This window comes from Massilia norwichensis (assembly GCF_024753245.1).
In the GTDB taxonomy this organism is placed as follows: domain Bacteria; phylum Pseudomonadota; class Gammaproteobacteria; order Burkholderiales; family Burkholderiaceae_D; genus Telluria; species Telluria norwichensis.
On sequence record NZ_JANUGX010000001.1, the window covers coordinates 38940 to 63298 of the forward strand.

Annotated in this window: 23 protein-coding genes; 6 read left to right on the top strand and 17 right to left on the bottom strand. The window is 66.5% G+C overall.

From position 1 onward, the window contains the following. Positions 1-3 precede the first annotated feature (3 nt). Complete coding sequence (guaB, locus tag NX782_RS00170) at positions 4-1464, bottom strand: IMP dehydrogenase (protein WP_258843453.1); 1461 nt, start codon at positions 1462-1464, stop codon at positions 4-6. 178 nt (positions 1465-1642) lie between these two features. Between guaB and NX782_RS00175 the strand changes: the two genes are divergently transcribed. Next, positions 1643-2116, top strand: coding sequence for a DUF4124 domain-containing protein (locus NX782_RS00175; protein ID WP_258843454.1), 474 nt, complete (start codon positions 1643-1645; stop codon positions 2114-2116). A gap of 29 nt (positions 2117-2145) precedes the next feature. On the opposite strand, the gene NX782_RS00180 is transcribed toward NX782_RS00175, so the two are convergent. Together NX782_RS00180 and NX782_RS00185 are read right to left on the bottom strand one after the other, a co-directional pair. Then, complete coding sequence (locus tag NX782_RS00180; RefSeq protein WP_258843764.1) at positions 2146-2436, bottom strand: RnfH family protein; 291 nt, start codon at positions 2434-2436, stop codon at positions 2146-2148. A 1-nt stretch (position 2437) separates the two neighbouring features. Then, on the bottom strand, positions 2438-2872 hold the full coding sequence (locus NX782_RS00185) for a type II toxin-antitoxin system RatA family toxin (RefSeq protein WP_258843455.1): 435 nt from the start codon (positions 2870-2872) through the stop codon (positions 2438-2440). 67 nt (positions 2873-2939) lie between these two features. Between NX782_RS00185 and smpB the strand changes: the two genes are divergently transcribed. Together smpB and NX782_RS00195 are read left to right on the top strand one after the other, a co-directional pair. Further along, a complete protein-coding gene (smpB, locus tag NX782_RS00190) occupies positions 2940-3389 on the top strand; it encodes an SsrA-binding protein SmpB (protein ID WP_258843456.1) in 450 nt (149 codons plus the stop codon). Positions 3390-3484: 95 nt separating this feature from the next. Beyond that, entirely contained in the window at positions 3485-7621 is a 4137-nt protein-coding gene (locus NX782_RS00195; protein WP_258843457.1) for a CheR family methyltransferase, read from the top strand. Here the strand turns inward: NX782_RS00195 and NX782_RS00200 are convergent. The 8 genes from NX782_RS00200 to NX782_RS00235 form a co-directional block, all read right to left on the bottom strand. Further along, on the bottom strand, positions 7569-8576 hold the full coding sequence (locus tag NX782_RS00200; RefSeq protein WP_258843458.1) for an amidohydrolase family protein: 1008 nt from the start codon (positions 8574-8576) through the stop codon (positions 7569-7571). The two genes, NX782_RS00195 and NX782_RS00200, sit on opposite strands and share 53 nt — an antisense overlap. 54 nt (positions 8577-8630) lie before the next feature. After that, complete coding sequence (locus NX782_RS00205) at positions 8631-9836, bottom strand: multidrug effflux MFS transporter (protein WP_258843459.1); 1206 nt, start codon at positions 9834-9836, stop codon at positions 8631-8633. A gap of 54 nt (positions 9837-9890) precedes the next feature. After that, positions 9891-10574, bottom strand: a complete 684-nt coding sequence (gene lepB / locus NX782_RS00210) for a signal peptidase I (RefSeq protein WP_258843460.1) — start codon at positions 10572-10574, stop codon at positions 9891-9893. A 133-nt stretch (positions 10575-10707) separates the two neighbouring features. Continuing rightward, positions 10708-11169: a T6SS effector amidase Tae4 family protein gene (locus NX782_RS00215; RefSeq protein WP_258843461.1), complete on the bottom strand. Its 462-nt coding sequence runs from the start codon at positions 11167-11169 to the stop codon at positions 10708-10710. After that, positions 11166-11516, bottom strand: coding sequence for a Rap1a/Tai family immunity protein (locus NX782_RS00220; protein ID WP_258843462.1), 351 nt, complete (start codon positions 11514-11516; stop codon positions 11166-11168). Before NX782_RS00220 ends, NX782_RS00215 begins: the two co-directional genes overlap by 4 nt. After that, on the bottom strand, positions 11513-12007 hold the full coding sequence (locus NX782_RS00225; RefSeq protein WP_258843463.1) for an Hcp family type VI secretion system effector: 495 nt from the start codon (positions 12005-12007) through the stop codon (positions 11513-11515). The genes NX782_RS00220 and NX782_RS00225 overlap by 4 nt, the downstream gene beginning before the upstream one ends. A 108-nt stretch (positions 12008-12115) precedes the next feature. Further along, a complete protein-coding gene (locus tag NX782_RS00230; RefSeq protein ID WP_258843464.1) occupies positions 12116-12283 on the bottom strand; it encodes a hypothetical protein in 168 nt (55 codons plus the stop codon). Beyond that, positions 12280-13479 (bottom strand): PepSY-associated TM helix domain-containing protein, encoded by a 1200-nt coding sequence (locus NX782_RS00235; RefSeq protein ID WP_258843465.1) that lies wholly within the window; start codon positions 13477-13479, stop codon positions 12280-12282. The genes NX782_RS00230 and NX782_RS00235 overlap by 4 nt, the downstream gene beginning before the upstream one ends. Positions 13480-13568: 89 nt before the next feature. Here NX782_RS00235 and NX782_RS00240 point away from each other — a divergent pair, with 89 nt between their 5' ends. Continuing rightward, positions 13569-15770: a TonB-dependent receptor gene (locus NX782_RS00240; RefSeq protein WP_258843466.1), complete on the top strand. Its 2202-nt coding sequence runs from the start codon at positions 13569-13571 to the stop codon at positions 15768-15770. 10 nt (positions 15771-15780) lie between these two features. On the opposite strand, the gene NX782_RS00245 is transcribed toward NX782_RS00240, so the two are convergent. From NX782_RS00245 to NX782_RS00260, 4 genes are all read right to left on the bottom strand, one after another. After that, on the bottom strand, positions 15781-16947 hold the full coding sequence (locus NX782_RS00245; protein WP_258843467.1) for a porin: 1167 nt from the start codon (positions 16945-16947) through the stop codon (positions 15781-15783). 203 nt (positions 16948-17150) lie between these two features. Next, positions 17151-17957 carry an SDR family oxidoreductase gene (locus tag NX782_RS00250; protein WP_258843468.1) on the bottom strand — a complete coding sequence of 269 codons (807 nt, stop codon included), beginning with the start codon at positions 17955-17957 and terminating at the stop codon, positions 17151-17153. Further along, positions 17957-18877 (bottom strand): SPFH domain-containing protein, encoded by a 921-nt coding sequence (locus NX782_RS00255; protein ID WP_258843469.1) that lies wholly within the window; start codon positions 18875-18877, stop codon positions 17957-17959. The genes NX782_RS00250 and NX782_RS00255 overlap by 1 nt, the downstream gene beginning before the upstream one ends. A 39-nt stretch (positions 18878-18916) precedes the next feature. Then, entirely contained in the window at positions 18917-19348 is a 432-nt protein-coding gene (locus NX782_RS00260) for an NfeD family protein (RefSeq protein ID WP_258843470.1), read from the bottom strand. Positions 19349-19474: 126 nt separating this feature from the next. On the opposite strand from NX782_RS00260, the gene NX782_RS00265 reads away from it, so the two are divergent. Both NX782_RS00265 and NX782_RS00270 read left to right on the top strand, forming a co-directional pair. Further along, positions 19475-20644: a GGDEF domain-containing protein gene (locus NX782_RS00265; protein ID WP_258843471.1), complete on the top strand. Its 1170-nt coding sequence runs from the start codon at positions 19475-19477 to the stop codon at positions 20642-20644. Between the two features lie 6 nt (positions 20645-20650). Further along, positions 20651-20983, top strand: coding sequence for a YnfA family protein (locus NX782_RS00270; protein WP_258843472.1), 333 nt, complete (start codon positions 20651-20653; stop codon positions 20981-20983). A gap of 6 nt (positions 20984-20989) precedes the next feature. Here NX782_RS00270 and NX782_RS00275 read toward each other — a convergent pair whose 3' ends face one another. Then, positions 20990-21784, bottom strand: coding sequence for an SDR family oxidoreductase (locus tag NX782_RS00275; RefSeq protein WP_258843473.1), 795 nt, complete (start codon positions 21782-21784; stop codon positions 20990-20992). Positions 21785-21888: 104 nt separating this feature from the next. After that, a complete protein-coding gene (ppsA, locus tag NX782_RS00280; protein WP_370661749.1) occupies positions 21889-24333 on the bottom strand; it encodes a phosphoenolpyruvate synthase in 2445 nt (814 codons plus the stop codon). Positions 24334-24359: the final 26 nt, after the last annotated feature.

A 24359-nucleotide genomic window follows, 5' to 3' on the forward strand; every position in this document is an offset into this window, starting at 1 on the left:
TCTTTATTCGGAACGGTAGTTCGGCGCTTCTTTGGTGATCTGCACGTCGTGCACGTGCGATTCGCGCATGCCGGCCGAGGTGATCTCGACGAACTCGGCTTTCGAGCGCAGTTCCTCGATGCTCGCGCAGCCGCAGTAGCCCATCGACTGGCGCACGCCGCCGACCAGCTGGTAGATGATGGCCAGCACGCTGCCCTTGTAGGCGACGCGGCCTTCGATGCCTTCCGGAACGAACTTCTCGGCCTTGCTCGAGGCTTCCTGGAAGTAGCGGTCGGCCGAGCCTTCGGCCATCGCGCCCAGCGAACCCATGCCGCGGTAGCCCTTGTAGCTGCGGCCCTGGTACAGGATGACTTCGCCCGGCGCTTCTTCGGTACCGGCGAACATCGAGCCCATCATCACGGTGTGGGCACCGGCGGCCAGCGCCTTGGAGATGTCGCCCGAGTAGCGGATGCCGCCGTCGGCGATGCAGGGCACGCCCGTGCCTTCGAGTGCTTCGGCGACGTTCGAGATCGCGGTGATCTGCGGCACGCCGACACCGGCGACGATACGGGTGGTGCAGATCGAGCCCGGGCCGATGCCGACCTTGACCGCATCGGCGCCTGCTTCGACCAGCGCGCGCGCGGCGGCGGCGGTGGCGATGTTGCCGCCGATGACGTCAACCTGCGGGTAGGTGTCCTTGATCCACTTCACGCGGTCGAGGATGCCCTGCGAGTGGCCGTGGGCGGTGTCGACCACCAGCACGTCCACGCCGGCTTTCACCAGCAGTTCCACGCGTTCCTTGTCCTTGTCGCCCACGCCCACTGCCGCGCCCACGATCAGCTTGCCCTGCGCATCCTTGGATGCGTTCGGGTGTTCGTGCGACTTCAGGATGTCCTTCACGGTGATCAGGCCGCGCAGCTCGAAGGCGCTGTTCACGACCAGCACGCGCTCCAGGCGGTGCTTGTTCATCAGGCGCTTGGCTTCGTCGGTGTCCGCTTCTTCAGTGACGTACACGAGCTTCTCGCGCGGGGTCATCTTGGTGCGCACTTCGGCTTCCAGGTCTTCCTCGAAGCGCAGGTCGCGGTTGGTAATGATGCCGACCACCTGGGTGCCCTCGACCACCGGGAAGCCGCTGAAGCCATGCTGGTGCTGCAGGGCGATCACGTCGCGGATCTTCATCGTCGGCGGCACCGTGATCGGGTCGCGCAGCACGCCGGCTTCGAAGCGCTTGACGCGCGCCACTTCGCGAGCCTGGTCGGCGGGACGCAGGTTCTTGTGGATGATGCCGATGCCACCCTCCTGTGCCATCGCGATCGCGAGGCGGGCTTCGGTTACGGTGTCCATGGCGGCCGACAGCAGCGGAATGTTCAGCGAGATATTCCGGGTCAGTTTGGTGCGCAGGGACGTGTTGGCCGGGAGGATGTTGGAGTAGGCCGGGACGAGCAGCACGTCATCGAAGGTGAGTGCTTTCTGAAGAAGACGCATAGTTTATTTCCTATAGGCGCAAAAGCGAATTATACAGAAACTCCAATAAAACTTCTTCAAGAGGCCAAAAAAAGGCCAAAACTGGCTCGAAACCCATCCATTTGGCGAAAAACCACCTTCGTTGACAGCGCCATGGAAACATGGCGAAATCCGCATAGTGATAACACGAGGAAACACCATGAACACGCGATGGCTGCGCGCACTCTGCGCCGGCGCCCTGGCCCTGAGCTCCCTGCTCGCCCATGCCCAGTACAGCTGGATCGACGACAAGGGAACGCGGGTCTTTTCCGATCAGCCGCCACCGCCCGGCACGCCGGCCGCGCGCATTCTCAGGACGCCACGCGGACTGGCGCCTGCGCCCGCACCAGCCGCGCAGGGCGCCCCGGCAGCGCTCACGCCGGACTGGAAAAAGCGCGAAGCCGAATACCGCGAGCGCAGTGCGCAGCGCGACAAGGAAGAGCGCGAGACGGAAGCGAAGCGCAGGCAGGAACGCGATGCGCAATGCACCTGGGCGCGCGGCGCGCAGAAAAAACTGGAGACCGCGCGCCGGCTGTCGTGGACGAACAAGAAGGGTCAGCAGGAAGACATGTCGGACGAGGCGCGTGCGGGCGAGCAGTTGCGGGTGCAGAAGATCCTGGCCAACTGCGGCTGACCGTCGCACGTGGGCACGCTGTGCCCAGCCTACCCTTTCTTGGCCGCCCGCCTGCGCCGCGAATCCTTCGGATCCGCCACCAGCGACCGGTAGATCTCGACCCGGTCGCGCTCGCGCAGCACGGTGTCGAGCGTCTTCTTCTTGCCATAGATGCCGACCGGCTGGGTCACCAGGTTGATGTCCGGATAGCGCGCCAGCACGCCGCTGCCTTCGATCGCCTGGCCGATCGTGGTGCCGGGCGCCACCCGCATCGGCAGGATGAACTCGTCCTGCGGCGTGGCATACACCACGTAGACCTGCAGCTCTTCAGTGACGACCAGCTCAGACACCGTACACCTGCTCGGCGCGCTTGCAGAAGGAGTCGACCATGGTGTTGGCGATCATGCCGAACACCGGCCCGACGATCTGCTCCAGGATCACGCTGGAGAACTCGTACTGCATGTCGAAGTCGATCTTGCAGGCATCGGCGCGCAGGGATTTGAAGCTCCACACCGCTTCCAGCATCTTGAAGGGACCGTCGACCAGATGCATTTTCATCTGCGTCGGCCGCTGGTTGTGGTTGGCGGTGGTGAAGCTCTGCTTCACGCCGTGGAAGTTGATCTGCAGCGAAGCCGTGAGATTGTCTTCGGTCCGCTCGATCACCTTCACACCGCTGCACCACGGAAGGAATTTGGGATAATCCTCGACCTTTGCAACGAGGTCGAACATTTGCTCGGCGCTATAGCCTAGGAAAACTGATTTGTGCACTACTGCCATTTGTCAGCCGTTTGTTATGATGTTGGATTAACAGTAGTTTAACCGACGCGCGCATTTTAGCTATTTCATGAGTATTATTGATAATAAGAAAGCCTTCTTCGACTACTTCATCGAGGACCGCTACGAAGCCGGCCTGGTCCTGCAGGGCTGGGAAATCAAGGCGATCCGCGAAGGACGGGTGCAGATCAAGGAAGCCTATGTGGTCGTGCGCAACGGCGAGCTGTTCCTGTTCGGCGCCCACATCAGCGCCCTCACCGCCACTTCGGCCTGGAGCCATCCGGAAGCCCTGCGCACCCGCAAGCTGCTGCTGCACAAGAACGAGATCGACAAGCTGATCGGCAAGGTCGAGCGTTCCGGCTACACGCTGGTGCCGCTCAACCTGCACTTCAAGGGCGGCCGCGTGAAATGCGAAGTCGGCCTGGCCAAGGGCAAGAAGCAGCACGACAAGCGCGACACCGAGCGCGACCGCGACGCCAAACGCGAAGTCGAAAAGGCGATGAAGACCAACCGGCGCTGATTCGGGCTCGGCAATGCATTTGTGACAAATATCCCTGGCCTCTGACGGGGTCCATGCAATACACTGGCGGTCCAACACATTAGACGACGCCGCGTATGCACGATTCCGCCAACTCGCCCAGCACGCCCCCAACCGAACCCGGCATCCTGCCGAGCACGATCGACTTCCCGGTGGTCGGGATCGGTGCTTCCGCCGGGGGTCTGCCGGCCCTGCTGCGTCTGTTCGAGAACATGGCCTCGCACACCGGCATGGCCTTCGTGGTGATCCTGCACCTCTCGCCCAAACACAAGAGCTCGGCGGACCACGTGCTGCAGCGCGTCACGCGCATGCCGGTGGTCCAGGTCTCCGGCCCGGTCGAGATCCTGCCGGACCACGTGTACGTGATCCCGCCCAACCGCCACCTGAAGATGGTCGACAGCTACCTCGGCCTGATGGATCTCGAGCGGCCGCGCGGCAGCCACGTCGCGATCGACATCTTCTTCCGCACGCTGGCCGAGGTGCACCGCGAACGCGCGGTCGCGATCGTCCTGTCGGGCACCGGCAGCGACGGTTCGGTCGGCATCACGCGGATCAAGGAAGAAGGCGGCCTCACGCTGGCGCAGCTGCCGGCCGATGCCGAACACGAAGGCATGCCGGACGCGGCGATCCGCACCGGCACCATCGACTTCGTGCTGCCGGTGGTCGACATGCCGCAGAAGCTGATCGAGCTGTGGGAGAACGCGCGCACCATCGAAATGCCGCCGAGCGGCGACGGCGAGGCCCAGGTGGCGCACGTGGCCGAAACCGTCGAACTGGCCGAGGAAGCCCTGCAGCGCGTGATCACCCTGCTGCTCAACCGCACCGGCCACGACTTCAAGCAGTACAAGCGCGCCACCGTCCTGCGCCGCATCGAGCGCCGCATGCAGGTGCGCGGCGTGCACACCTTGCCGGCCTACCGCAGCGTGCTGGAAGCCGATCCGCGCGAATGCAATGCGCTGCTCGACGACATGCTGATCGGCGTTACCAACTTTTTCCGCGACCGCGAAGCCTTCGAAGCCCTGGAGCGCGAGATCATTCCCGAGCTGTTCAAGGACAAGGGCCCGCTCGAGGAAGTCAGGGTCTGGGTCGCGGCCTGCTCCACCGGCGAGGAAGCCTACTCGCTGGCGATGCTGCTGGCCGACCACGCCGCCGACATGGCGCAGCCGCCGCCCTACCAGGTGTTCGCCTCCGACATCGACAACGGCGCCATCGCCCAGGCCCGCACCGGCGACTACCCGGCCTCGATCGTCACCGACGTCCCGCCGGCGCGCCTGCGCCATCACTTCAGCAAGGAAGACGACCGCTACCGCATCCGCAAGAGCATCCGCGACCGCATCCTGTTCGCTTCGCACAACGTGCTGCGCGACCCGCCCTTCTCGCGCCTCGACCTGGTCTCCTGCCGCAACCTGCTGATCTACCTGAACCGCGATGTGCAGGCGCGCGTGCTGGAGATGTTCTACTTCGCGCTCAAGCCGGGCGGCTACCTGTTCCTGGGCGGCTCGGAATCGGCGGAATCGCTGGCGGATTTCTTCATCCCGGTCGACAAGAAGAACCGCATCTATCGCGCCCGCGCCACCGCGCGCACGATGGGTTCGGGAGCGCAGCTGCCGAGCCAGACCAGCCGCCTGCCGGAATCGATCCAGCGGCCGCCGGTGCGCCGCCAGTTCTCCTACGCCGAGGTCCACCAGCGCGCGCTGGCGCTGACGGTGCCGCCTTCGGTCGTGCTGGACATGGAGGGCAACATCGTCCATATGTCGCAGGCGGCGGGCCAGTTCCTGCGCATGGGCGGCGGCGAGCCTTCGCGCAACATCCTGGCGCTGGTGCTGCCGGAGCTGCGCCTGGAGCTGCGCAGCGCGCTGTACCAGGTCCAGCACCGCGGCGTCAGCGCCGACTGCCGTCCGATCACGGTCCAGCTGCACGAGCGCAGCGCCAGCATCGGCGTCAAGGTGCGGCCCTTCCGCGACGAGGACAGCACCGAAAACTTCATCCTGGTGCTGTTCGACGAATCCCCGCCCGAGACCGTGCTGGTGCCGAGCGGCGCCACGCGCGACGACATGGTGCTGACCCAGCTCGAGGCCGAACTGCAGCGCACCAAGGAGCACCTGCAGGAGACCATCGAGCACTCCGAGATCTCGACCGAAGAACTGCGCGCCTCCAACGAGGAACTGCAGGCGATCAACGAAGAGCTGCGCTCGGCCACCGAGGAACTCGAGACCAGCAAGGAAGAGCTGCAGTCGGTGAACGAGGAGCTCATCACCGTCAACTACGAGCTGAAGGTCAAGGTCGAGGAGACCGGCAAGGCCAACGACGACCTGAACAACCTGATCGCCTCGACCGACATCGCCACCGTCTTCGTCGATAGCGCGCTGCGCATCAAGCGCTTCACGCCGCGCGCCACCGACATCTTCAGCATCATCGCCTCCGACGTCGGCCGCTCGCTGCTGGACCTGACCCACCGGCTGGACTACCACCAGCTGGCCGACGACGTCGGCACCACCTTCGCGACCCTGCGCCCGGTCGAGCGCGAAGTGCGCAGCGACGGCCGCCGCTGGTACATCGTGCGCCTGCTGCCTTACCGCACCACCGAGGACAGGATCGAAGGCGCGATCATGACCTTCTTCGACATCACGGCGCGCCGCCAGGCCGAGGAGCTGGCGCGCGTCAACGAGGTGCGGATGGTGGCCGTGAGCACCGACGACTACGCCATCATCACGCTGGATGCCGAGGGCCGTACCACCAGCTGGAACAAGGGCGCCGAGCGGATCTTCGGCTACGCGGAAACCGAGATGCTCGGCCACACGCTGGAGAGCCTGTACATCCCCGAAGACCGCGAAGGCGGCGCGCGCGAGGAGGAAATGCGGCGCGCCCGCGAAGAAGGACGCTTCGAGGACGAACGCTGGCATGTGCGCAAGGACGGCAGCCGCTTCTACGCCAGCGGCGTGACCACCCCGCTGGGCCCCGGTGCACAGTACGGCTACGCCAAGATCGCGCGCGACGAGACCGAACGCCTGCGCCAGAGCAGCGAACGCGACGAGGCGCTCCACCACGAGCATCAGGAACGTACCGGCGCCGAGCATGCCTCGGCCATGAAGGACCAGTTCCTGGCCATCATGTCGCACGAACTGCGCCAGCCGCTCAACATGATCAGCATTAACGCGGAGCTGTTGTCGCGCATTCCCGAGGTGCGCACGTCCGGCACCGCGCAGCGCTGTGCCGAAGCGATCCGCGCCTCGGTCGGCAGCCAGGCCAAGATCATCGAAGACCTGCTCGACCTGTCGCGCATCCGCACCGGGAAGCTGGCGCTGACGGTGGCGCCGGTCGATGCCGGCAAGGTGGTCGGGGCCATCATCGACGTCGCCCGCGCCGACCCGACTACCCGCGGCCTGCTGGTCGAAGCCCATGGCCTCGAAGAAGGCCTGACGGTGATGGCCGACGCGGTGCGCTTCGAGCAGATCGTCATGAACCTGCTCAGCAATGCGATCAAGTTCACGCCCCAGGGCGGCACGATCGAGCTCAGGCTCGGACAGGAAGACGGCGCCCTGCGCCTGGACGTGATCGACAACGGCCAGGGCATCGCCCCGAGCGCGCTGGGCAAGGTGTTCGAGATGTTCGGCCAGCCGAACTCGGTCACCACGCGCGCCAAGGGCGGCCTCGGCATCGGCCTGGCGCTGGTGCGCGAGCTGGTGCATCTGCACGGCGGGCGCATCGCCGTGCACTCCGACGGCATCGGCAAGGGCGCCTGCTTCTCGGTCTGGCTGCCGCTGCTGCAGCAAGGCCGGACCGACGATGGCGCGGTTTCCGAAGAGCCGTTCGACATCGCCGGCCTGCGCATCCTGCTGGTCGACGACGTCGAGGATGCGGTGCTGGTGATGAAGAGCCTGCTCGACACCTACGGCGCCGACGCCCTGGTGGCGACCAGCGCCTGGCAAGCCCTGGAGATCCTCGGCCACGAGAACATCGACCTGCTGATCTCGGATATCTCGATGCCCGAGATGGACGGCTACGCGCTGCTCCGCGAGGTGCGCCGGATGCCGCGTTATGCGGCGCTGCCGGCGGTGGCGGTGACCGGCCTGGCGCGCGAGCAGGACATCGCGAAGGCGCGCGAAGCCGGCTTCTCGGCCCACCTCGGCAAGCCGCTGTCGGTCGAGCGCCTGCTGGACATCATTCCGGGGCTGCTGCGGCGCTCCGCCCAGCAGCAGACGCCGGCGCCGTAAAGTAAGGCGGCACGTTCGCAGCGATCTGTGCGAATTCCGCGTCCGTCAGCGGCAGCAGCCGGAACGCGGCCCAGGCTGCGCGCGGCCGCAGGTTGGCGCCCTGGGCCGCGTCGGTCCCGTACAGCACCCGCTGCACGCCGACCTGGCGGATGGTCTCGACCACCAGCCGCGCGTCGTCCGCACCGATGGCGGGGTCGACGATGGACGCGACGTCGACCCACAAGTTGCGCGTGCGCGGATCGCCCTTTTCCGCGGCGTGCGCCAGCACTGCCATCGCGGCATGCGCCGGCGGATCCTCGTAACCCGGACCGGTGCCGGCCAGGTGCGCGACCTGCACCGGCACGTCCGGCGCCGCCGGCAGCAGCCGTCCGAGGAAGATGCGGGCCTGGCGCGCGCCGTAGGGCCGGCGCTTGCCGATGCTGGCGCGCAGGTGGACCACGATCGCCATGTTCGCCGCGTTGGCGGCGGCGAACACCTCGCGCAGGCGCGCCACGTGCTCCGGGTCGTCGAGCTGGATGCCGGAATTGCCGAAGTGGAGCTTGATTCCGCGTGCCCTGCCCGTCCCGGCGCAGCGCTCGAGTTCCCGCAGCGCGTAGTCCTTCAGCGGATTGAAGCTGCAGAAGGCCACCAGGCGGTCGGGATAGCGCGCGGCCTCGCGCATCGTCCAGTCGTTTTCGCGGCGCACCTGGCCGATCTCGTCCTCGACCTGGCGACCAGGCTTGCCGAACATGTAGGCGATCGACAGCAGGGTCCCCTTGCGGATGCCGGCCGCGTCCAGCAACCCGATCACGTCCTTCGCATCCAGCGGCACCAGCCCGGCATCCGGGCCGGCCAGCTGGATGTCTTCAGGGCTGAACACGTGCTGGTGATAGTCGCCGACCGGGGTCTGGGCGTGGGCAGCAGCGGCGGCGGCCAGGGCTGCGATCAGAACAAGGCGACGGGCGAGCCTGGACATGGCGGCCTCCGAATGTCGATGCCCCAGTCTAGCCCCGCCGCCCGCGCCTGCAAATCACTTTTGGATATGCACGTCCGCCACCGGCTTCGCCACCAGTCCGGCCAGCTGCAGCGCCGCGAAGCTGGCGGCCAGGCCCACGCCGACGCCGCAGGCCAGCCGGAAGGCGCTGCCGAACAGCATCGGCGCGACCAGGCCCGACACCAGCGCGAAGGACATCATCTGGATGAAGGCCAGCATCGAGGCTGCCAGGCCGCGGTTGTGCGGGAACAGGCCAAGGGCCGCCACCTGGATCGCCGGCATCGCCACCGCCAGGCCGAAGGTGTAGACCATCAGCGGCAGCACCGCCCACGGTACCGCGACCGCATCGCCGGCCCAAGCGGTGTAGCCCACGTTCAGCACGCAGGCCACGAACATCGTGCCGAAGCCGATCGCGCGCATGCGGCCCGGCGTGTGGGTGGCGGCGCGCTTGCCGCCCCAGTTCGAGCCGATCACCATGCCGCTGATCAGGGGGATGAACATCCAGCCGAAGGCGGTCTCCGGCAGGTGCAGGATCTCCATCACGAAGTTGGCGGCCGAGCCGATGTACAGCGACAGGCCGCCGAAGGCCAGGCCCACCGACAGCGACATCAACAGGAACTGCGGATGGCCCAGCACCTTCAGGTAATTGCCGGCGATGGTGCCGAAGTGGAAGGCGTGGCGCTTCTCAGGCGGCAGGCTCTCCGGCAGCAGGCGCCAGCAGACCAGCAGCATCAGCACGCCGAACAGGGCCAGGAACACGAAGGTGGAGCGCCAGCCGAAGGTGACGTGCAGCCAGCCGCCCAGCACCGGCGCGATGGCCGGCGCCAGCCCGAACACCATCATGATGTGGGACATCATCTTCTGCGCCTGGGCGCCGCTGAAGCGGTCCTGCACGATGGCCTGGCCGATCACGGAACCGGCGCCCGCCGCCAGGCCCTGCATCGCGCGGAAGGCCAGCAGCCAGCCGAGGCTGGGCGCCAGCGCCGCGCCGAGCGAGCCGAGGGTGTAGACCGCCAGCGCCACCAGGATCACGGGCCGGCGGCCGAAGGAATCGGACAGGGTCCCATGGAACAGCATCATGAAGGCGAACGTGAACAGGAACACGCTCAGGGTCTGCTGCACCGCGACCGGACCGACCTCGAAGGCGCGCCCGATCGCGGGAATGGAAGGAAGATAGGTATCGATCGCCAGCGCACCCACCATACCCAGGCAGGCCAGGATCACCGTCAACAGTCTTTGCATCTACATCGCCTTCCGTTTGCTTGAATGATTCGAAAGGCGGGATTGTACGGGGTTTCAGTTGTGTCGATACAACGACATGCCGAAACGCTCGGTGCGCGGCATCCAGTTGCCCTGGTAGTCGGCCGACACCAGCACCCGCTCGGCACGGCCGACCAGGAGCTTGCGCGGCACCAGGCCGATCACGCGCGAGTCGGCGCTGTTGTCGCGGTTATCGCCCAGCATCAGGTACTCGCCCTGCGGCACCGTCAGCGGGCCGAAGGTGCGCGGCGCAGCCACGTCCGGCAGCACCTGGATGTGGCGGCGCCAGCCCTTGCCGCCGTCGATCGATTCGGACAGCTGCAGCGCGCGCAGGGTCTCGCCCTGGATCGAGTCCAGCGAATCCGCCACCACGGCGTAATCGGCGCCGCGGCCGTTGATGTAGAGGCGCTCGTTGCGCATCTCGACGGTGTCGCCTGGCAGCGCCACCAGGCGCTTGATCAGCAGCGTGCCGTCCTTCGGCGAGCGGAAGGTGACAATGTCGCCGCGCGCCGGCTCGCCCATGCGCGCCAGCACCATGTCGGTCAGCGGCACCTTCAAATCGAAGGCCATGCGGTTCACCAGCACCACGTCCCCCTCTAACAGGTTTGGGTGCATCGAGGCCGAGGGGATCGGGTTCCAGTCCGCCACCGCCGTGCGGAACACGCCGAACAGGACCAGGAAGGCCAGAAAGCCTTTGTTGTTGCGTACGAAGTTCTTCATGGCGCCTCCCGCTGTTGGTTGTCACCCGGAGTTATACGCTGTATTGATGGGCTGATGCTTAATAGAAAATTAAAGCTGGCGTATGCATACTGAAGCGCGCCACGATGAGCGCGCCAGGTCCACCACAGGTCGGCTAGGCCAATGGCCAGAACCAGATGGTAAGTGCAGAGAAAAAACAGCTGCGTGCGCAATCCAGAAAGCCGTGGTCTCCCATCGCAATCAGATCAATGTGCCCCTGGTTGCCCCCCTCGATTTTGAAAAACGACACGACGCCGTTCCGCTGGCCGATGCCGGCGCGCGCGGCTTGCTCACTCGTGTAGACTTCGGGCTCTCCCCATAAGCGATCAAGGATGGACGACAGTTTGGCCTGACCGGGCTCGATCCACTTCCCCTCGATCGTGCCCGCCTTCGCCCGCATGCGTGCGCCCGGCAAAGTCACCCCGGCACGCAGCAGTCCAATGCTCATACGGATTGCACAAGTGTCCCAGTACGCCGGATTCCCGATCAAGTCGTCCCACCCGATGTCGGCGAACAGGACTTCACGACTGTCCTTGCGCGGGTAGAACTGGCGCAGCCCCTGAAAGGTGGGCTTCATCGTGCGCCTCCCGGCCGGCAAGGAAAGAGCCTGGCCAGCGCCGCCAGTACGAGGGAGGATGCGTCTCCTTCAAGCTGCTGCGCCATCTTCCCGACTTCTTCGACCACGACATAGTGCAGCTCGTGCGGGATCGGCTTGCCGGCCGGGCACCAACGTACACCCGCCGAGGCGTCCGCGACGCCATCGATGTACCCCATCGCACGCTCGCGTCGGATCGAATTAAGCCCTTCGCCGGGCTCGGCCAGCATGTCGCCGACCAGCTGTGTACCGGTCATATGCGCGCGATAGGCTGCCTGCGCGCCGGCCTCCGGTGCCAGCAGCAGCAAAGCCAGTGTCAGGGCCTTCATGCCGCCACCCGGTTTGCCGCCAGATCCCAACCGCCGGCAGTATTGCCTCCCGATCCGCCTGCGATTCGCTGCTGGCAGTATTTCCACTTGACCTTGCTGAACTTCAGGCCGATGTGTTCCTGCATGACGTCGCCGCCGGTCACACCTTGCTGACACTTCGCGATCAGCACGTTCTCCAGCTCGACCTCGTAATACTTGACCGGTTGGCCGTCACCATCTGCTCGCATGAACTCGAACCTGGCCTTGGGCATTGTTTTGCCCATTGCGCAGTATTGGGCCAGTATCGGAGATGCGAGGTCTGCTGTTTTGTTGATGCCGATTTCACTGAACTCCACCCGCTCTGCCGTATGGCCACCCGCCGTCGAACTGGTAGCACTCTTCGGCTGCGTCAGTCCCCAGTTAACCGAGATACATTCGATCCCCCCTTTGTGCGCGTCGTCCTGCGACTCACCTTTGATGCCATCGATCTGCAAATACACGTCAATTGCCATGATCCCTCCTTCGTCTGAAAGGAGGAATCATGGGACGGCAAGCGGGTAACGGCTTGGCTGTCGTCAACTATTAGCGATTTACGTCCGGTCCGCGCACGGACGCCTGCCTTACCGGGGTCTGAACATGTGCCAGGCGCCGATCGCGACCGGTGCGCCGAGCCCGATCACCGCCACCACATCCCACCAGCCATCGCCCAGCAGCCCCGCCACCAGGCCGACGGCGGTCAGCACGCCTAGCAGGATCGGCATGCCCCACAGCCTGCGAAAAGGGCTCACTGCGGCTCCCCTTCGCGCGCCAGGGCCGGCTGCGGCTGCGGTACCGGTTTCGACGCCGCCGTCTTGTCGGCCTTGGCCCTGGCCGCGGCCCGCCCGCGCTTGAACCACAGGTACAAACCGCTGCCCAGCACGACGATGGTCGCCAGGTCGAGCAGCGCCCACAGGAACTGCATGCCGGCCCCGCCGTAGTCGCCGAAGTGCAGCGGCTGCGACAGCAGCAGCGCCGACAGATACCAGGGCAGCGTGCGCTGGTCGGTCACCTGCCCGGTACCGGCATCGACCAGCACCGGCTTGTACAGGCGCGCGGTGAGCGCCTGGTCGCCGCGCATGTAGATGCCGTAGTGGTGCGGGCTCGCGAAGGGCGTGCCCGGGAAGGCGATGAAGGCCACCGCCATGCCCGGCTGCACCGCGCGCGCCTGTTGCACCGACGCTTCTATCGAGGCCAGCTTTGCCGGCGCCGCTTGCCCGGCGTAGGGCTTGACCATGGCCGCGATCTCGGTGCGTTGCCAGTACTCCAGCAGCACGTCGGCCAGGGTGTTGACCACGCCGGTCGCGCCGACCACCAGGGTCCACACCAGGGTCACGATGCCGAGCAGGTTGTGCAGGTCCAGCCATTTCAGGCGCGCCGTGCGGCCGTGGCGGACGGCGCCGAATTCCAGCTTGCGCATGAAGGGCGCGTACAGCACCACCCCGGAGACCACCGCCACGATCAGCAGCAGCCCCATGAAGCCGAGGAAGAGCTTGCCCGGCACGTCGGCGAACAGGTCGACGTGCAGGTGGAACAGGAAGGCCATCACCGCCCCGCCCTCGATCGGCGGTTCGGCCACATATTGCGCGGTGCGGGCGTCGACGGCGATCGACACGAACTTCTCGTCGTTTGGATGCGCGCCCATGGTCAGGAACCACAGGGCCGGCTGGTCCGCGTCCTGCGACATGTACATCATGACCTTGTCCGGATAGCGCGCCTTGCCGGCGGCGATCACGCGGTCCAGGTCGGCCCGCGGCGCCACCGCGACCTGGGCGGCCTGGGCGGCGGACAGCGCCGGCGGCTCGACTTCGTTGCCCAGCAGCTCGCCGATCTGGTGGCTGTAGATGAGCGGCAGCCCGGTCAGGCAGAGCAGCAGCATGAAGACGGTGCAGACCAGGCTGCTCCATTTGTGGATCCAGGACCAGCGGCGTAGGGAGACGGGAGACATGGGCTAGATAATAATGGTTCTCATTTACGGAATCAAGTTTGCCCGATATAATGAGAACCATTCTCATCACCACACGCAAAAAGAACAACATGACGCACTGCAAACTGACCCCGCTCGCCCTCGGCGCCCTGCTCCTCGCTGCCAGCTCCGCCCAAGCCCAGAACGCCCAGAATACCCAGAATGCCCAGGACGGCGCCACCCAGCCCGGCATCGCCACCGTCGTGGTGAGCGCCTCGGCCGACGCTTCGGCCCAGGGCCTGTCCTCGGCCTATGCGGGCGGCCAGGTCGCGCGCGGCGGCCGTCTCGGCCTGCTCGGCAACGCCGACATCATGGACACGCCCTTCAACGCCACCAACTACACCCAGGCGCTGATCCAGGACCAGCAGGCGCGCAGCGTGGCCGACGTGGTCCAGAACGATCCTTCGGTGCGCGTGGCGCGCGGCTTCGGCAACTTCCAGGAGCTGTACGTGATCCGCGGCTTCGCCGTGAACTCCGACGACATGGCCTACAACGGACTGTACGGCCTGCTGCCGCGCCAGTTCGTGGCCTCCGAACTGCTCGAGCGCGTCGAGATCCTGCGCGGCGCGAACAGCTTCGTCAACGGTGCCGCGCCGGGCGGCGGCGGCATCGGCGGCGCCGTCAACCTGGTGCCGAAACGCGCCCCCAACCATGCGCTGAACCAGGTGACGCTGGGCGTGGAGTCCGGCGGCCAGGCGGTCGGCGCCTTCGACGTCGCGCGCCGCTTCGGCGAACAGGACCGCGCCGGCATCCGCGTGAACGCCGTGCACCGCGAGGGCGACACCGCGGTCGACCGCGAATCGCGCGAACTGAACGTGCTGTCGGTCGGCCTCGACTACCGTGGCCGCAACTACCGCCTGTCGGCCGACGTCGGCTTCCAGGAACACATGCTGGACAACGCCCGCCCCAGCGTGACGGTCGGCGCCGGCCTGCGCGTACCGAGCGCGCCGGACGCCAGCCACAACTTCGCCCAGCCCTGGACCCGCTCGCTCGAGCGCGACACCTTCGGCACCCTTCGCGGCGAAGTCGACCTCGCGCCGAACGCCGTCGCCTGGGCCGCTTTCGGTGCCCGCAACGGCAGCGAATTCAACGCGCTGACCAACACCAGCACCACCGACAACGCCGGCGGCCTCAACATGACCCGCTTCGACAACCAGCGCAACGACCGCAACCGCACCGGCGAGATCGGCGTGCGCGGCGATCTGGTGACCGGACCGGTCAAGCACACGATCAGCGCCACTGCCTCGGCCTTCGAGCTGAAGTCCTTCAACGCCTACGCCATGAGCGACTTCGCCGGCTGGTCGAGCAATCTGTACCGTCCAGTCGACGTGCTTGCGCCCGCGCCCACCGCCCTGCTCGGCGGTTCGATGGCGAACCCGCTGCTGACCCACAAATCCATCCTCGGCAGCTATGCCGTGGCCGATGCGATGTCGATGCTGGACGACCGCCTGCTGCTGACCGTCGGCATCCGCCGCCAGCGCATCAAGGACTACAGCTACGACTACACCAGCGGCGCACAGAACGCCGGCTACGACCAGAGCGCCAACACCCCGCTGGCCGGCATCGTCTACAAGCCGATGAAGAACCTGTCGCTGTACGCCAACTATGCCGAGGCCCTGCAGCAGGGCCCGACCGCCTCCGCCTTCGGCGTGGTGCTGGACAACCAGGGCCAGGTGTTCGCCCCCTACACCTCGCGCCAGAAGGAAGTCGGCGTCAAATACGACAGCGGCAAGCTGGGCATGAGCGCGGCCCTGTTCACGGTGTCCCAGCCGCTCGGCTACGTGCAGGACAACGTGTTCGGCATCTTCGGCGAGCAGCGCAACCGCGGCCTGGAACTCTCGGTGTTCGGCATGCCGGCCAAGGGCCTGCGCGTGCTGGGCGGCTTGACCCTGCTCGACGCCGAACAGCGCCGCACCGCCGGCGGCCTCAACCAGGGCAAGGACGCCATCGGCGTGCCGAAGACCCAGCTGAACCTCGGCGGCGAATGGGACATCGCCGCGGTGCCGGGCCTGTCGCTGAACGCACGCGCCGTCTACACCGCCAAGCAGTACGCGGACGCCGCCAACACCCAGCGTCTGCCGTCCTGGGCCCGCTTCGACCTGGGCGCGAACTACCTCACGCGCATCATGGAGCGTGACGTGACCCTGCGCGCCCGCGTCGACAACGCCTTCGACCGCAATTACTGGGCCTCGGCGGGCGGCTATCCGGGCGCCGGCTACCTGGTGCTGGGTGCGCCGCGCACGTTCACCGTGTCGGCGACGGTCGACTTCTAAGGCATCGGCATCAGAAGTTGAGGATGCCTCCCACGGAAACGCCGTTCATGCGCGCAGAGGGTCCGCCGAAGGATTCCGAGCGCGTGTGGCCGAGCTCGCCCACCAGGGTGACCGCCTTGTTCAGCGCGTAGTAGGCGCCGAGCGTCAGGTTGGCGTTCGACTTCAGGCCGAGGGTGGCGGGACCGTTGCGGCTATTGCGGCTCTGCCCGTAGTTGACGCCCAGCTTGAGCTGCTCGTTGCTCTTGACCATCGCCTGCACGAAGTAATGGGTCTGCTTCACGTCGCCGGAATCGGCGTCCGACAGCAGGCCAAGGCCCTTGCCGCGCTGCAGGTTGGCCAGGAAGGAAAACTGCTCGTAGTCCATGGTCGCGCCGAGTTCGATGGCATTCATGCGCAGATTGCCGGTGGTGGCCGGCACGGCTTCCTCGAAGTCCTGGGTCTTCAGGCCCAGCCAACCCTTGACCGGTCCGTAGGCGCCGGTGAACTGTACCTGGATCTGCGGCGTCGAGCGCGCCGAAAAGCGCGAAGGCGCGACGATGGGCGTGTCCGCCACCGGGCTCATCAGGCCGACGTCGACCCCGATCCCGTAAGGGAGCACGGCAGGCGCCGAGTACACCACCTGGCCGTAGTGGTTCAGGTAGGCGTAGCCGGCGCCGATGTGGCCGAGCGCCACCCGGCCGCGCTGGGTGGCCTGCACCGGCGCGCCCACGCCCTGGATCGTCATGTCGCCGAGGATCGCGTGCGAGCCGAAGATGCCATAGTCGCGCCCGAGCTTGAGCGTGCCCAGGTCCGGCCGGCCGAAGCTGAAGAAGGCCTGGCGCACGTCGACATCGTTGTTCTGCGCGATCGCGCTGTCGGTGGCGGTGTGGACGTAGATGCCGATCAGCGCCTTGACGTCCCAGCCGCCCTGGTTGATGGTGGCGGTCGTGACCAGCGCGCTCGGCAGCAGGCCATTGCCGATCGTGGTGCGGCGATCCCGGCCGCCGCAGCCGAGCGTGCGGCCGGCCAGCGCCAGGCCGCCGTCGTAGGCGCCATTGCATTTGACCACCGTGTAGTAGGCGTTGATATTGCCGCCGACGTCGACGGTCCAGTCGCCCGCCCTGATCTCGACGGCGTGGGCGGGCACGGTGGCGGTGGCGCCGGCGGTAAGCAGACTCAGCACGAGTATTTTCTTCATCGCTCATCTCCTCTTGTCGTTGTGGGGATCGACACATGGCCGACGCATCCCTGACAGAGGCAATAAGCGTACCCAGCGTGCATGAAGGGCAGAGGCGGTCGGGAAACCGGGAAAATGTTCGTTAACTGAGCAGTATCTGTGCTGGTTGTGCCTGAGGCTGCTGCGCTGTTTCTGAACAGCTGAGTTACCAAGGCTCAGTGCGCTCAATGCGGCCGGACGTCATCCTTGAGGGCGGCCAAAGCCATCTTCTCGACCAGGCCGGGAGCGACCAGTTTAAGCAGCCTGCCCAACTTGCCCTTGCCCGTCATCACGACTTCACGCTTGCGCTTCTCCATCCCCTCGACGATCAGGCGCGCGCATGCCTGCACCGTCATCGCCCCCTCCTCGCGCAAACCGCTGCTGCCCATCGGCTGTCCCAGCGCGTTGAAGCCGCGGTAGCGGATCCGGGTATCGACCACGCCCGGATAGGCGATCGTCACCGAGACGCCGGCGCCCTTCAATTCCGCGCGCAGGGCCTCGAAGAAGCCGGTCATCGCAAACTTGCTGGCGCTGTAGGCGGTGCGTCCCGGTACGCCGATCAGGCCGGCCAGCGAGGACACCGCGACGATCCGTCCGCGCGCCGCCTTCAGCGCCGGCAGCGCGGCCTGGGTGCACCACACGCTGCCCCACAGATTGATGCGCATCAGCTCTTCATACCAGCCGAGGTCCGGCACTTCCTCGAACAGCGAATGGGCCGAGCGGCCGGCATTGTTGACCAGCACGTCGATGCGACCGAAGCGCGCCAGCGCGGCATCGACCAGGCGCCGGCACTGGTCCTGGTCGGCGACGTCGGTCGGCACCGTCAGCAGCTGGGCGCCCAGCGCCGCGCACTGCCCGGCCACCTGCGCGAGCTTGCCGCTGTCGCGCGCGGCCAGCACCAGCGCCACGCCGGCGCCTTCCTTGGCCGCCAGCTGGCGCGCGATCTCGGCGCCGATGCCGTCCGAGCCGCCGGTGATGAGGACCACCCGCATTATTTCTGTGCCTTGACGATCTGCAGCGCGCTCGCGATCAAACCGCTCATCTCGCCCAGATTGGCCGGCACGATGATCGAATTGTTGGTCTTGGCCAGCTTGCCGAAGGCTTCGACGTATTCCTCGGCCACGCGCAGGTTGACGGCGTCGATGCCGCCCGGGCTGCGGATCGCATCGCCGACCTGGCGCAGCGCGGTCGCACTGGCGTCGGCCAGCGCCACGATGGCGGTCGCCTCGCCCTGGGCGCGGTTGATCGCGGCCTGCTTCTCGCCTTCGGAACGGGCGATGGCCGCCTCGCGCTCGCCGCTGGCGATGTTGATCTGTTCCTGGCGCCGGCCTTCGGAAGCGGCGATCAGGGCGCGCTTCTCGCGCTCGGCGGTGATCTGGCGCTGCATCGCGTGCAGGATCTCGGCCGGCGGGGTCAGGTCCTTGATCTCGTAGCGCAGCACCTTCACGCCCCAGTTGGCGGCCGATTCGTCGATCGCGTTGACGACCGTGGTGTTGATGTGGTCGCGCTCCTCGAAGGTCTTGTCGAGCTCCATGCGGCCGATGACGGACCGCAGCGTGGTCTGGGCCAGCTGGGTGATCGCGGTGATGAAGTTGGACGAGCCATACGAGGCGCGCATCGCGTCCGTCACCTGGAAGTACAGGATGCCGTCCACCTGCAGCTGGGTGTTGTCCTTGGTGATGCAGACCTGGGGCGGCACGTCGAGCGGGATCTCCTTCAGGCTGTGCTTGTAGGCGATGCGGTCGATGAAGGGCACGACGATGTTCAGGCCGGGCGCCAGCGTGGCGTGGTACTTGCCGAGACGCTCGACGACCCAGGCGTGCTGCTGGGGCACCACGTTGATGGTCTTGAACACGAACACCAGCGCGATGATGAAGATCACCAGCGCCACGGTACCGAATGAGAATTCCATGAGCATCCCTTATAAGTATCGTTATATTTGAAGCAAATCTTATGAATGCGCGGCGTTGGCCACCACCAGCCGGCTTCCCTGCACCTCGACGATGCGGAAGTCGCCGGCCTGCGGCGTGGCGCCCTGGCCCAGTTCGACGTCCCACAGCGCGCCGCGGTACATGACCCGGGCGCGGCCGTTGTCCCAGGCCGGCACCGTCACGCGCTGGCCGATGTCGAGGTTGACGTTGCGGTCGCGCGACGCATCGTGCCGTGCCGGACGCCCGAAACGCGAGCGGTGCAGCAGGGCCGTCGCCAGCACGCCGACCGCGGCCGCGGCGATGGTCTGCACCGGGCCACCCGCACCCAGCAGGGCCACGACGCCGCCGACAGCCAATCCGATCGCGATCATCAATAAATAAAATGTCCCGGTGAACAGCTCCAGGATCACAAGCACGCCGGCCGCGGCCAGCCAGCCCATCCACTCAGCCATGGCTTCTCCTCCTTGTTTCCACGATGGACGACGAGGGCAGTCTACCGCGTCTGGTCAAAGAGTCAACAGCCAAAAAACCACATGTAAATAGGGTTTTAGGTCGATATTTGATACCATATGGAAATTATGCTCATCATCGTAAGCCTCCTGCTGGTGACGATGGCCCTGTCCGCCGTCATGCTGTTCGTGCTGTCCTCGCTGAGGAAGAGCGGCGCACGCGGTATCAGCGAGTGGTCGGTGGCGAATGCGATGGCGGTGGTGTCGATGCCGCTGTTCGCGGCGCGCGGCGCCGTTCCCGATTTCCTGTCGATCGAGGTCGCAAACACCCTCTTGCTGTCCACCACGGCGCTGATGCTGGCGGGCTTTCGCCGCTACCTGCATCTGCCGGTGCCCTGGTGGCGCCTGGGCGGCTGGGTCGCGCTGGGCCTGTTCCTGATCCTGCTGCTGCACCATGGTGTCGATTCGACGGGCGGACGGATCGTCGCGATGTCGCTGCTGCATGCGGTCCTGTGCCTGGAGATGGGCATGCTGCTCAAGCCGCAGCTGGGCCGCGCCAAGCGCCACTATCCGGTGCTGTTCACGCTCTACGCTTCCTTCGGCACGGCCGCGATGCAGCTGGTACGCGCGGCAGTCTACGCCGTTCCGCTGGCCGGCTTCCCTGTCCCCTGGAACGACACCGCCGTCAGCATGATCTTCTTCTCGATCGGCGCGCTGGCCCTGCCGGCGCTGACACTGGGCGCGGTGATGATGGCGAACGCCGACCTGGTCGCGCGCGCCCGCCACGCCGCCGACCACGACCACCTGACCGGCGCACGCTCGCGCCGTGCCTTCTTCGAGCTGGCCGCGCGCGAGCAGGCGCGCGCGCTGCGCGCCGGCAGCCCGCTATCGGTGCTGCTGTTCGACGTCGACCACTTCAAGCGCATCAACGACACCCATGGCCACGCGACCGGCGACCGGGTGCTGGTCGACATCGTCGAACGTACCGAAGCGGTGGTGCGCGGGATCGACGTGGTGGCCCGCCTGGGCGGCGAGGAATTCGCGGTGCTGCTGCCGGATACCGACGCCGATACCGCGCTGCTGGTGGCCGAGCGCCTGCGCGACGGCCTCGAACGCCGGCCGGACGCCGCCGCCGGCATCGACGCCGGCTACACGGTCAGCATCGGCACCGCCACGCTCGGCGCCGGCGAAAGCATCGAGGCCATGCTGTCGCGTGCCGATGCCGCGTTGTACGCGGCCAAGGCGGGCGGGCGCAATACGGTCATCGATGCGCGCGCCCTGCCGGCAAAAGCGGTATAAGACAGCATGCTCGCACTCGTCAAATACGGCGCCCTGTTCGCGCTCACCGCGCTGGCCGAGATCCTCGGCTGCTACCTGCCCTGGCTGGTGCTCAAGGCCGGCAAGAGCGCCTGGCTGCTGCTGCCGGCCTGCCTGTCGCTGGCGCTGTTCGCCTGGCTGCTGACCCTGCACCCGACCGCCGCCGGCCGCACCTATGCGGCGTATGGCGGCATGTATATCGCCGTCGCCCTGCTCTGGCTGCGCTTCGTCGACGGCATCCCCCTGACCCGCTTCGACCTGCTCGGCGCCGGCCTCGCGCTGGCGGGCATGGCGGTGATCGCGCTGCAGCCGCAGGGCTGACCGGGCTCAGGTCGCGAGCCGGTGCGCGACGAAACGGCTGACCCGGTCCGGTCCGGCCCCGCCCATCGCGTGCAGCAGGCGCGCCATCCAGCCCACCGGCCAGTGCACCTTGCCGTAGCCACGGTATTGCGCGGCCTTCAGCACCACCCTGGCCACATCTTCCGGGCGCAGGCGCACACCCAGCCGGCGCACGCTGGCGGCGTCCATGCCGTCCACCATCGCGGTCTGCACGAACAGCGGCATCACGTCCATCACGCGGATGCCATCGCCCTGCCATTCGACGTTCAGCGCCTCGGTCAGCCCGCGCACCGCGAACTTGGTGGCCGAATACGTCGCCAGCGAGGCTTGCCCGTACTCCGCGGAAGCCGAGGACAGGTTGATCACGCGCGCGCCCGGCGTGCGCATCAGGTAGGGTTTGGCGATGTGGCAGCCGTTCAGCACACCCTTGACGTTGACGTCGACCAGCGCGTGGTGGCGCGCCAGCGAATTGTTCGTGAACGGTCCGGAGATCAGGATGCCGGCATTGTTGACCAGCAGGTCGAGGCGGCCGGCGCGGCGCATGAAGCTGGCCAGGGCGGTCTCCCAGCATGCCTCGCGGGTGACGTCGAGCCGGCAGGTCCAGGCATTTTCCGGGCCCAGTTCCTGCGCCAGCGCGGCCAGGGCGGTGTCGTCGATGTCGCCCAGGCCGACGAACCAGCCGCGCCGGACGAACAGAATGGCGGTGGCGCGGCCGATGCCGCTGGCGGCGCCGGTGATGAATGCGCAGGGGCGCTGGGTGGGGGTGCCGGTCATCTCGTGCATCTTGCCTCCTTGACTGAACAATAACAGTCTAGCAGCCTTGTGCGCGAAAAAGAAAAAACCCTCGCGGGCGCATGCCGGCGAGGGTTCGATCGGCCAGGCGGTGCTTACATCGCCGCCAGCTTCTGCCAGGTGTCGATCACCGAATCCGGGTTCAGCGACATCGACTCGATGCCCTGCTCCACCAGCCACTCGGCGAAGTCCGGGTTATCCGACGGCCCCTGGCCGCAGATGCCGATGTACTTGCCCTGCGCGCGGCAGGCCTTGATCGCCAGCGACAGCATCGCCTTGACGGCCGGGTCGCGCTCGTCGAAGTCCTTGGCCAGCAGCTCCATGCCGGAGTCGCGGTCCAGGCCCAGCGTGAGCTGGGTCAGGTCGTTCGAGCCGATCGAGAAGCCGTCGAAGTACTGCAGGAACTGCTCGGCCAGGATCGCGTTCGACGGCACTTCGCACATCATGATGACGCGCAGGCCGTTTTCGCCGCGCTTCAGGCCGTACTTGGCCAGCAGGGCGATGACCTTCTCGGCCTGGCCCAGGGTGCGCACGAAGGGGATCATGATCTCGACGTTGGTCAGGCCCATCTCTTCGCGCACGCGCTTCATGGCCAGGCATTCCATCTCGAAGGACTCGGCGAAGTCCTCGGCCAGGTAGCGCGCGGCGCCGCGGAAGCCCAGCATCGGGTTCTCTTCGTCCGGCTCGTAGCGCGAACCGCCGATCAGCTTCTTGTACTCGTTCGACTTGAAGTCCGACAGGCGCACGATGACCGGCTTGGGCCAGAACGCGGCGGCGATCGTCGCCACGCCTTCGGCGAGTTTATCGACGTAGAAGGCCTTCGGCGAAGCGTGGCCGCGGGCGACCGATTCGACCGCCTTTTTCAGGTCGTTGTCGATGTTCGGGTACTCGAGGATGGCCTTCGGGTGCACGCCGATGTTGTTGTTGATGATGAACTCGAGACGGGCCAGGCCGACGCCGCCGTTCGGCACCGACTGGAAGTCGAAGGCCAGCTGCGGGTTGCCGACGTTGAGCATGATCTTGGTCTTCAGCGGCGGCAGTTCGCCGCGCACTTCTTCCGACACCTCGGTTTCCAGCAGGCCGTCGTAGATGCGGCCCTCGTCGCCTTCGGCGCAGGAAACCGTGACGAAGGTGCCGTCCTTCAGCACGTCGGTGGCGTCGCCGCAGCCGACCACCGCCGGCACGCCCAGTTCACGGGCGATGATCGCCGCGTGGCAGGTACGGCCGCCGCGGTTGGTGACGATGGCGGAAGCGCGCTTCATCACCGGTTCCCAGTTCGGGTCGGTCATGTCGGCCACCAGCACGTCGCCCGGCTGCACGCGTTCCATCTCGGACGGGTCCTTGATCACGCGGACCGGACCGGCGCCGATCTTCTGGCCGATCGCGCGGCCCGAGGTCAGCACGGTGCCGGTGCCCTTCAGCTTGAAGCGCTGCTGGGCGTCGCCGGCCTTCTGCTGCGACTTCACGGTTTCCGGGCGCGCCTGCAGGATGTACAGCTTGCCGTCGCGGCCGTCCTTGCCCCACTCGATGTCCATCGGGCGGCCGTAGTGCTTTTCGATGATGACCGCGTACTTGGCCAGTTCGACCACTTCCTCGTCGTTCAGCGAGTAGCGGTTGCGCAGCTCGACCGGCACGTCGACGGTCTGCACCGAGCGGCCGGCCTTGGCTTCCTTGGTGAACTCCATCTTGATCAGCTTCGAGCCGATGTTCTTGCGGATCACCGGCTTCTTGCCCTGCTCGAGCATCGGCTTGTGCACGTAGTACTCGTCCGGGTTGACGGCGCCCTGCACCACGGTCTCGCCCAGGCCGTAGCTGGAGGTGATGAAGACCACGTCCTTGAAGCCGGACTCGGTGTCGATGGTGAACATCACGCCGGCCGCGCCGGTGTCGGAGCGCACCATGCGCTGCACGCCGGCCGACAGCGCGACCTCGGCGTGGGTGAAGCCTTTATGCACGCGGTAGGAGATCGCACGGTCGTTGTACAGCGAGGCGAACACGTGCTTCATGGCTTCCAGCACGTTGTCGATGCCGACCACGTTCAGGAAGGTTTCCTGCTGGCCGGCGAAGGAGGCGTCCGGCAGGTCTTCGGCGGTGGCCGAGGAACGCACCGCGAACGACATCTCGGTTTCGGAATCGGCGACCAGGCGCTCGTAGAAGCTGCGGATTTCCTGTTCCAGGCGCGGCTGGAACGGGGTCTCGACGATCCACTGGCGGATTTCGGCGCCGGCGGCGGCGAGCGCGCGGGTGTCGTCGATGTTCAGGTTCTCCAGGCGCAGTTCGATGCGCTGGCCCAGCGAAGGACCGCCGTCGGCGCTGTGGCGCAGGAAGTCGCGGAAGGCATCGGCCGTGGTGGCGAAGCCGCCCGGCACGCGCACGCCGGCTTCGGCCAGTTGGCTGATCATTTCGCCCAGCGACGCGTTCTTGCCGCCGACCGACTCGACGTCGGTCATGCGCAGTTGCTCGAACGGCGCAACGTAAACACTTTCGCCGGCGGCCGCTGGATCCGGCGCCTTCAGTTCTGCAGTAGACAGGTTAGTCATGATGAAACACCTTTTTTGATGATGGA

What these genes read in the sequence shown, in the direction of transcription:
- NX782_RS00225 (WP_258843463.1), bottom strand. Translation starts at nt 12,007, where the DNA reads ATGGCAATTGACGTGTATTTGCAGATCGATGGCATCAAAGGTGAGTCG.
- guaB (WP_258843453.1), bottom strand. Translation starts at nt 1,464, where the DNA reads ATGCGTCTTCTTCAGAAAGCACTCACCTTCGATGACGTGCTGCTCGTC.
- NX782_RS00205 (WP_258843459.1), bottom strand. Translation starts at nt 9,836, where the DNA reads ATGCAAAGACTGTTGACGGTGATCCTGGCCTGCCTGGGTATGGTGGGT.
- NX782_RS00245 (WP_258843467.1), bottom strand. Translation starts at nt 16,947, where the DNA reads ATGAAGAAAATACTCGTGCTGAGTCTGCTTACCGCCGGCGCCACCGCC.
- lepB (WP_258843460.1), bottom strand. Translation starts at nt 10,574, where the DNA reads ATGAAGAACTTCGTACGCAACAACAAAGGCTTTCTGGCCTTCCTGGTC.
- ppsA (WP_370661749.1), bottom strand. Translation starts at nt 24,333, where the DNA reads ATGACTAACCTGTCTACTGCAGAACTGAAGGCGCCGGATCCAGCGGCC.
- NX782_RS00260 (WP_258843470.1), bottom strand. Translation starts at nt 19,348, where the DNA reads ATGGCTGAGTGGATGGGCTGGCTGGCCGCGGCCGGCGTGCTTGTGATC.
- NX782_RS00275 (WP_258843473.1), bottom strand. Translation starts at nt 21,784, where the DNA reads ATGCACGAGATGACCGGCACCCCCACCCAGCGCCCCTGCGCATTCATC.
- NX782_RS00200 (WP_258843458.1), bottom strand. Translation starts at nt 8,576, where the DNA reads ATGTCCAGGCTCGCCCGTCGCCTTGTTCTGATCGCAGCCCTGGCCGCC.
- NX782_RS00220 (WP_258843462.1), bottom strand. Translation starts at nt 11,516, where the DNA reads ATGAAGGCCCTGACACTGGCTTTGCTGCTGCTGGCACCGGAGGCCGGC.
- smpB (WP_258843456.1), top strand. Translation starts at nt 2,940, where the DNA reads ATGAGTATTATTGATAATAAGAAAGCCTTCTTCGACTACTTCATCGAG.
- NX782_RS00250 (WP_258843468.1), bottom strand. Translation starts at nt 17,957, where the DNA reads ATGCGGGTGGTCCTCATCACCGGCGGCTCGGACGGCATCGGCGCCGAG.
- NX782_RS00175 (WP_258843454.1), top strand. Translation starts at nt 1,643, where the DNA reads ATGAACACGCGATGGCTGCGCGCACTCTGCGCCGGCGCCCTGGCCCTG.
- NX782_RS00195 (WP_258843457.1), top strand. Translation starts at nt 3,485, where the DNA reads ATGCACGATTCCGCCAACTCGCCCAGCACGCCCCCAACCGAACCCGGC.
- NX782_RS00235 (WP_258843465.1), bottom strand. Translation starts at nt 13,479, where the DNA reads ATGTCTCCCGTCTCCCTACGCCGCTGGTCCTGGATCCACAAATGGAGC.
- NX782_RS00265 (WP_258843471.1), top strand. Translation starts at nt 19,475, where the DNA reads ATGCTCATCATCGTAAGCCTCCTGCTGGTGACGATGGCCCTGTCCGCC.
- NX782_RS00185 (WP_258843455.1), bottom strand. Translation starts at nt 2,872, where the DNA reads ATGGCAGTAGTGCACAAATCAGTTTTCCTAGGCTATAGCGCCGAGCAA.
- NX782_RS00270 (WP_258843472.1), top strand. Translation starts at nt 20,651, where the DNA reads ATGCTCGCACTCGTCAAATACGGCGCCCTGTTCGCGCTCACCGCGCTG.
- NX782_RS00240 (WP_258843466.1), top strand. Translation starts at nt 13,569, where the DNA reads ATGACGCACTGCAAACTGACCCCGCTCGCCCTCGGCGCCCTGCTCCTC.
- NX782_RS00255 (WP_258843469.1), bottom strand. Translation starts at nt 18,877, where the DNA reads ATGGAATTCTCATTCGGTACCGTGGCGCTGGTGATCTTCATCATCGCG.
- NX782_RS00215 (WP_258843461.1), bottom strand. Translation starts at nt 11,169, where the DNA reads ATGAAGCCCACCTTTCAGGGGCTGCGCCAGTTCTACCCGCGCAAGGAC.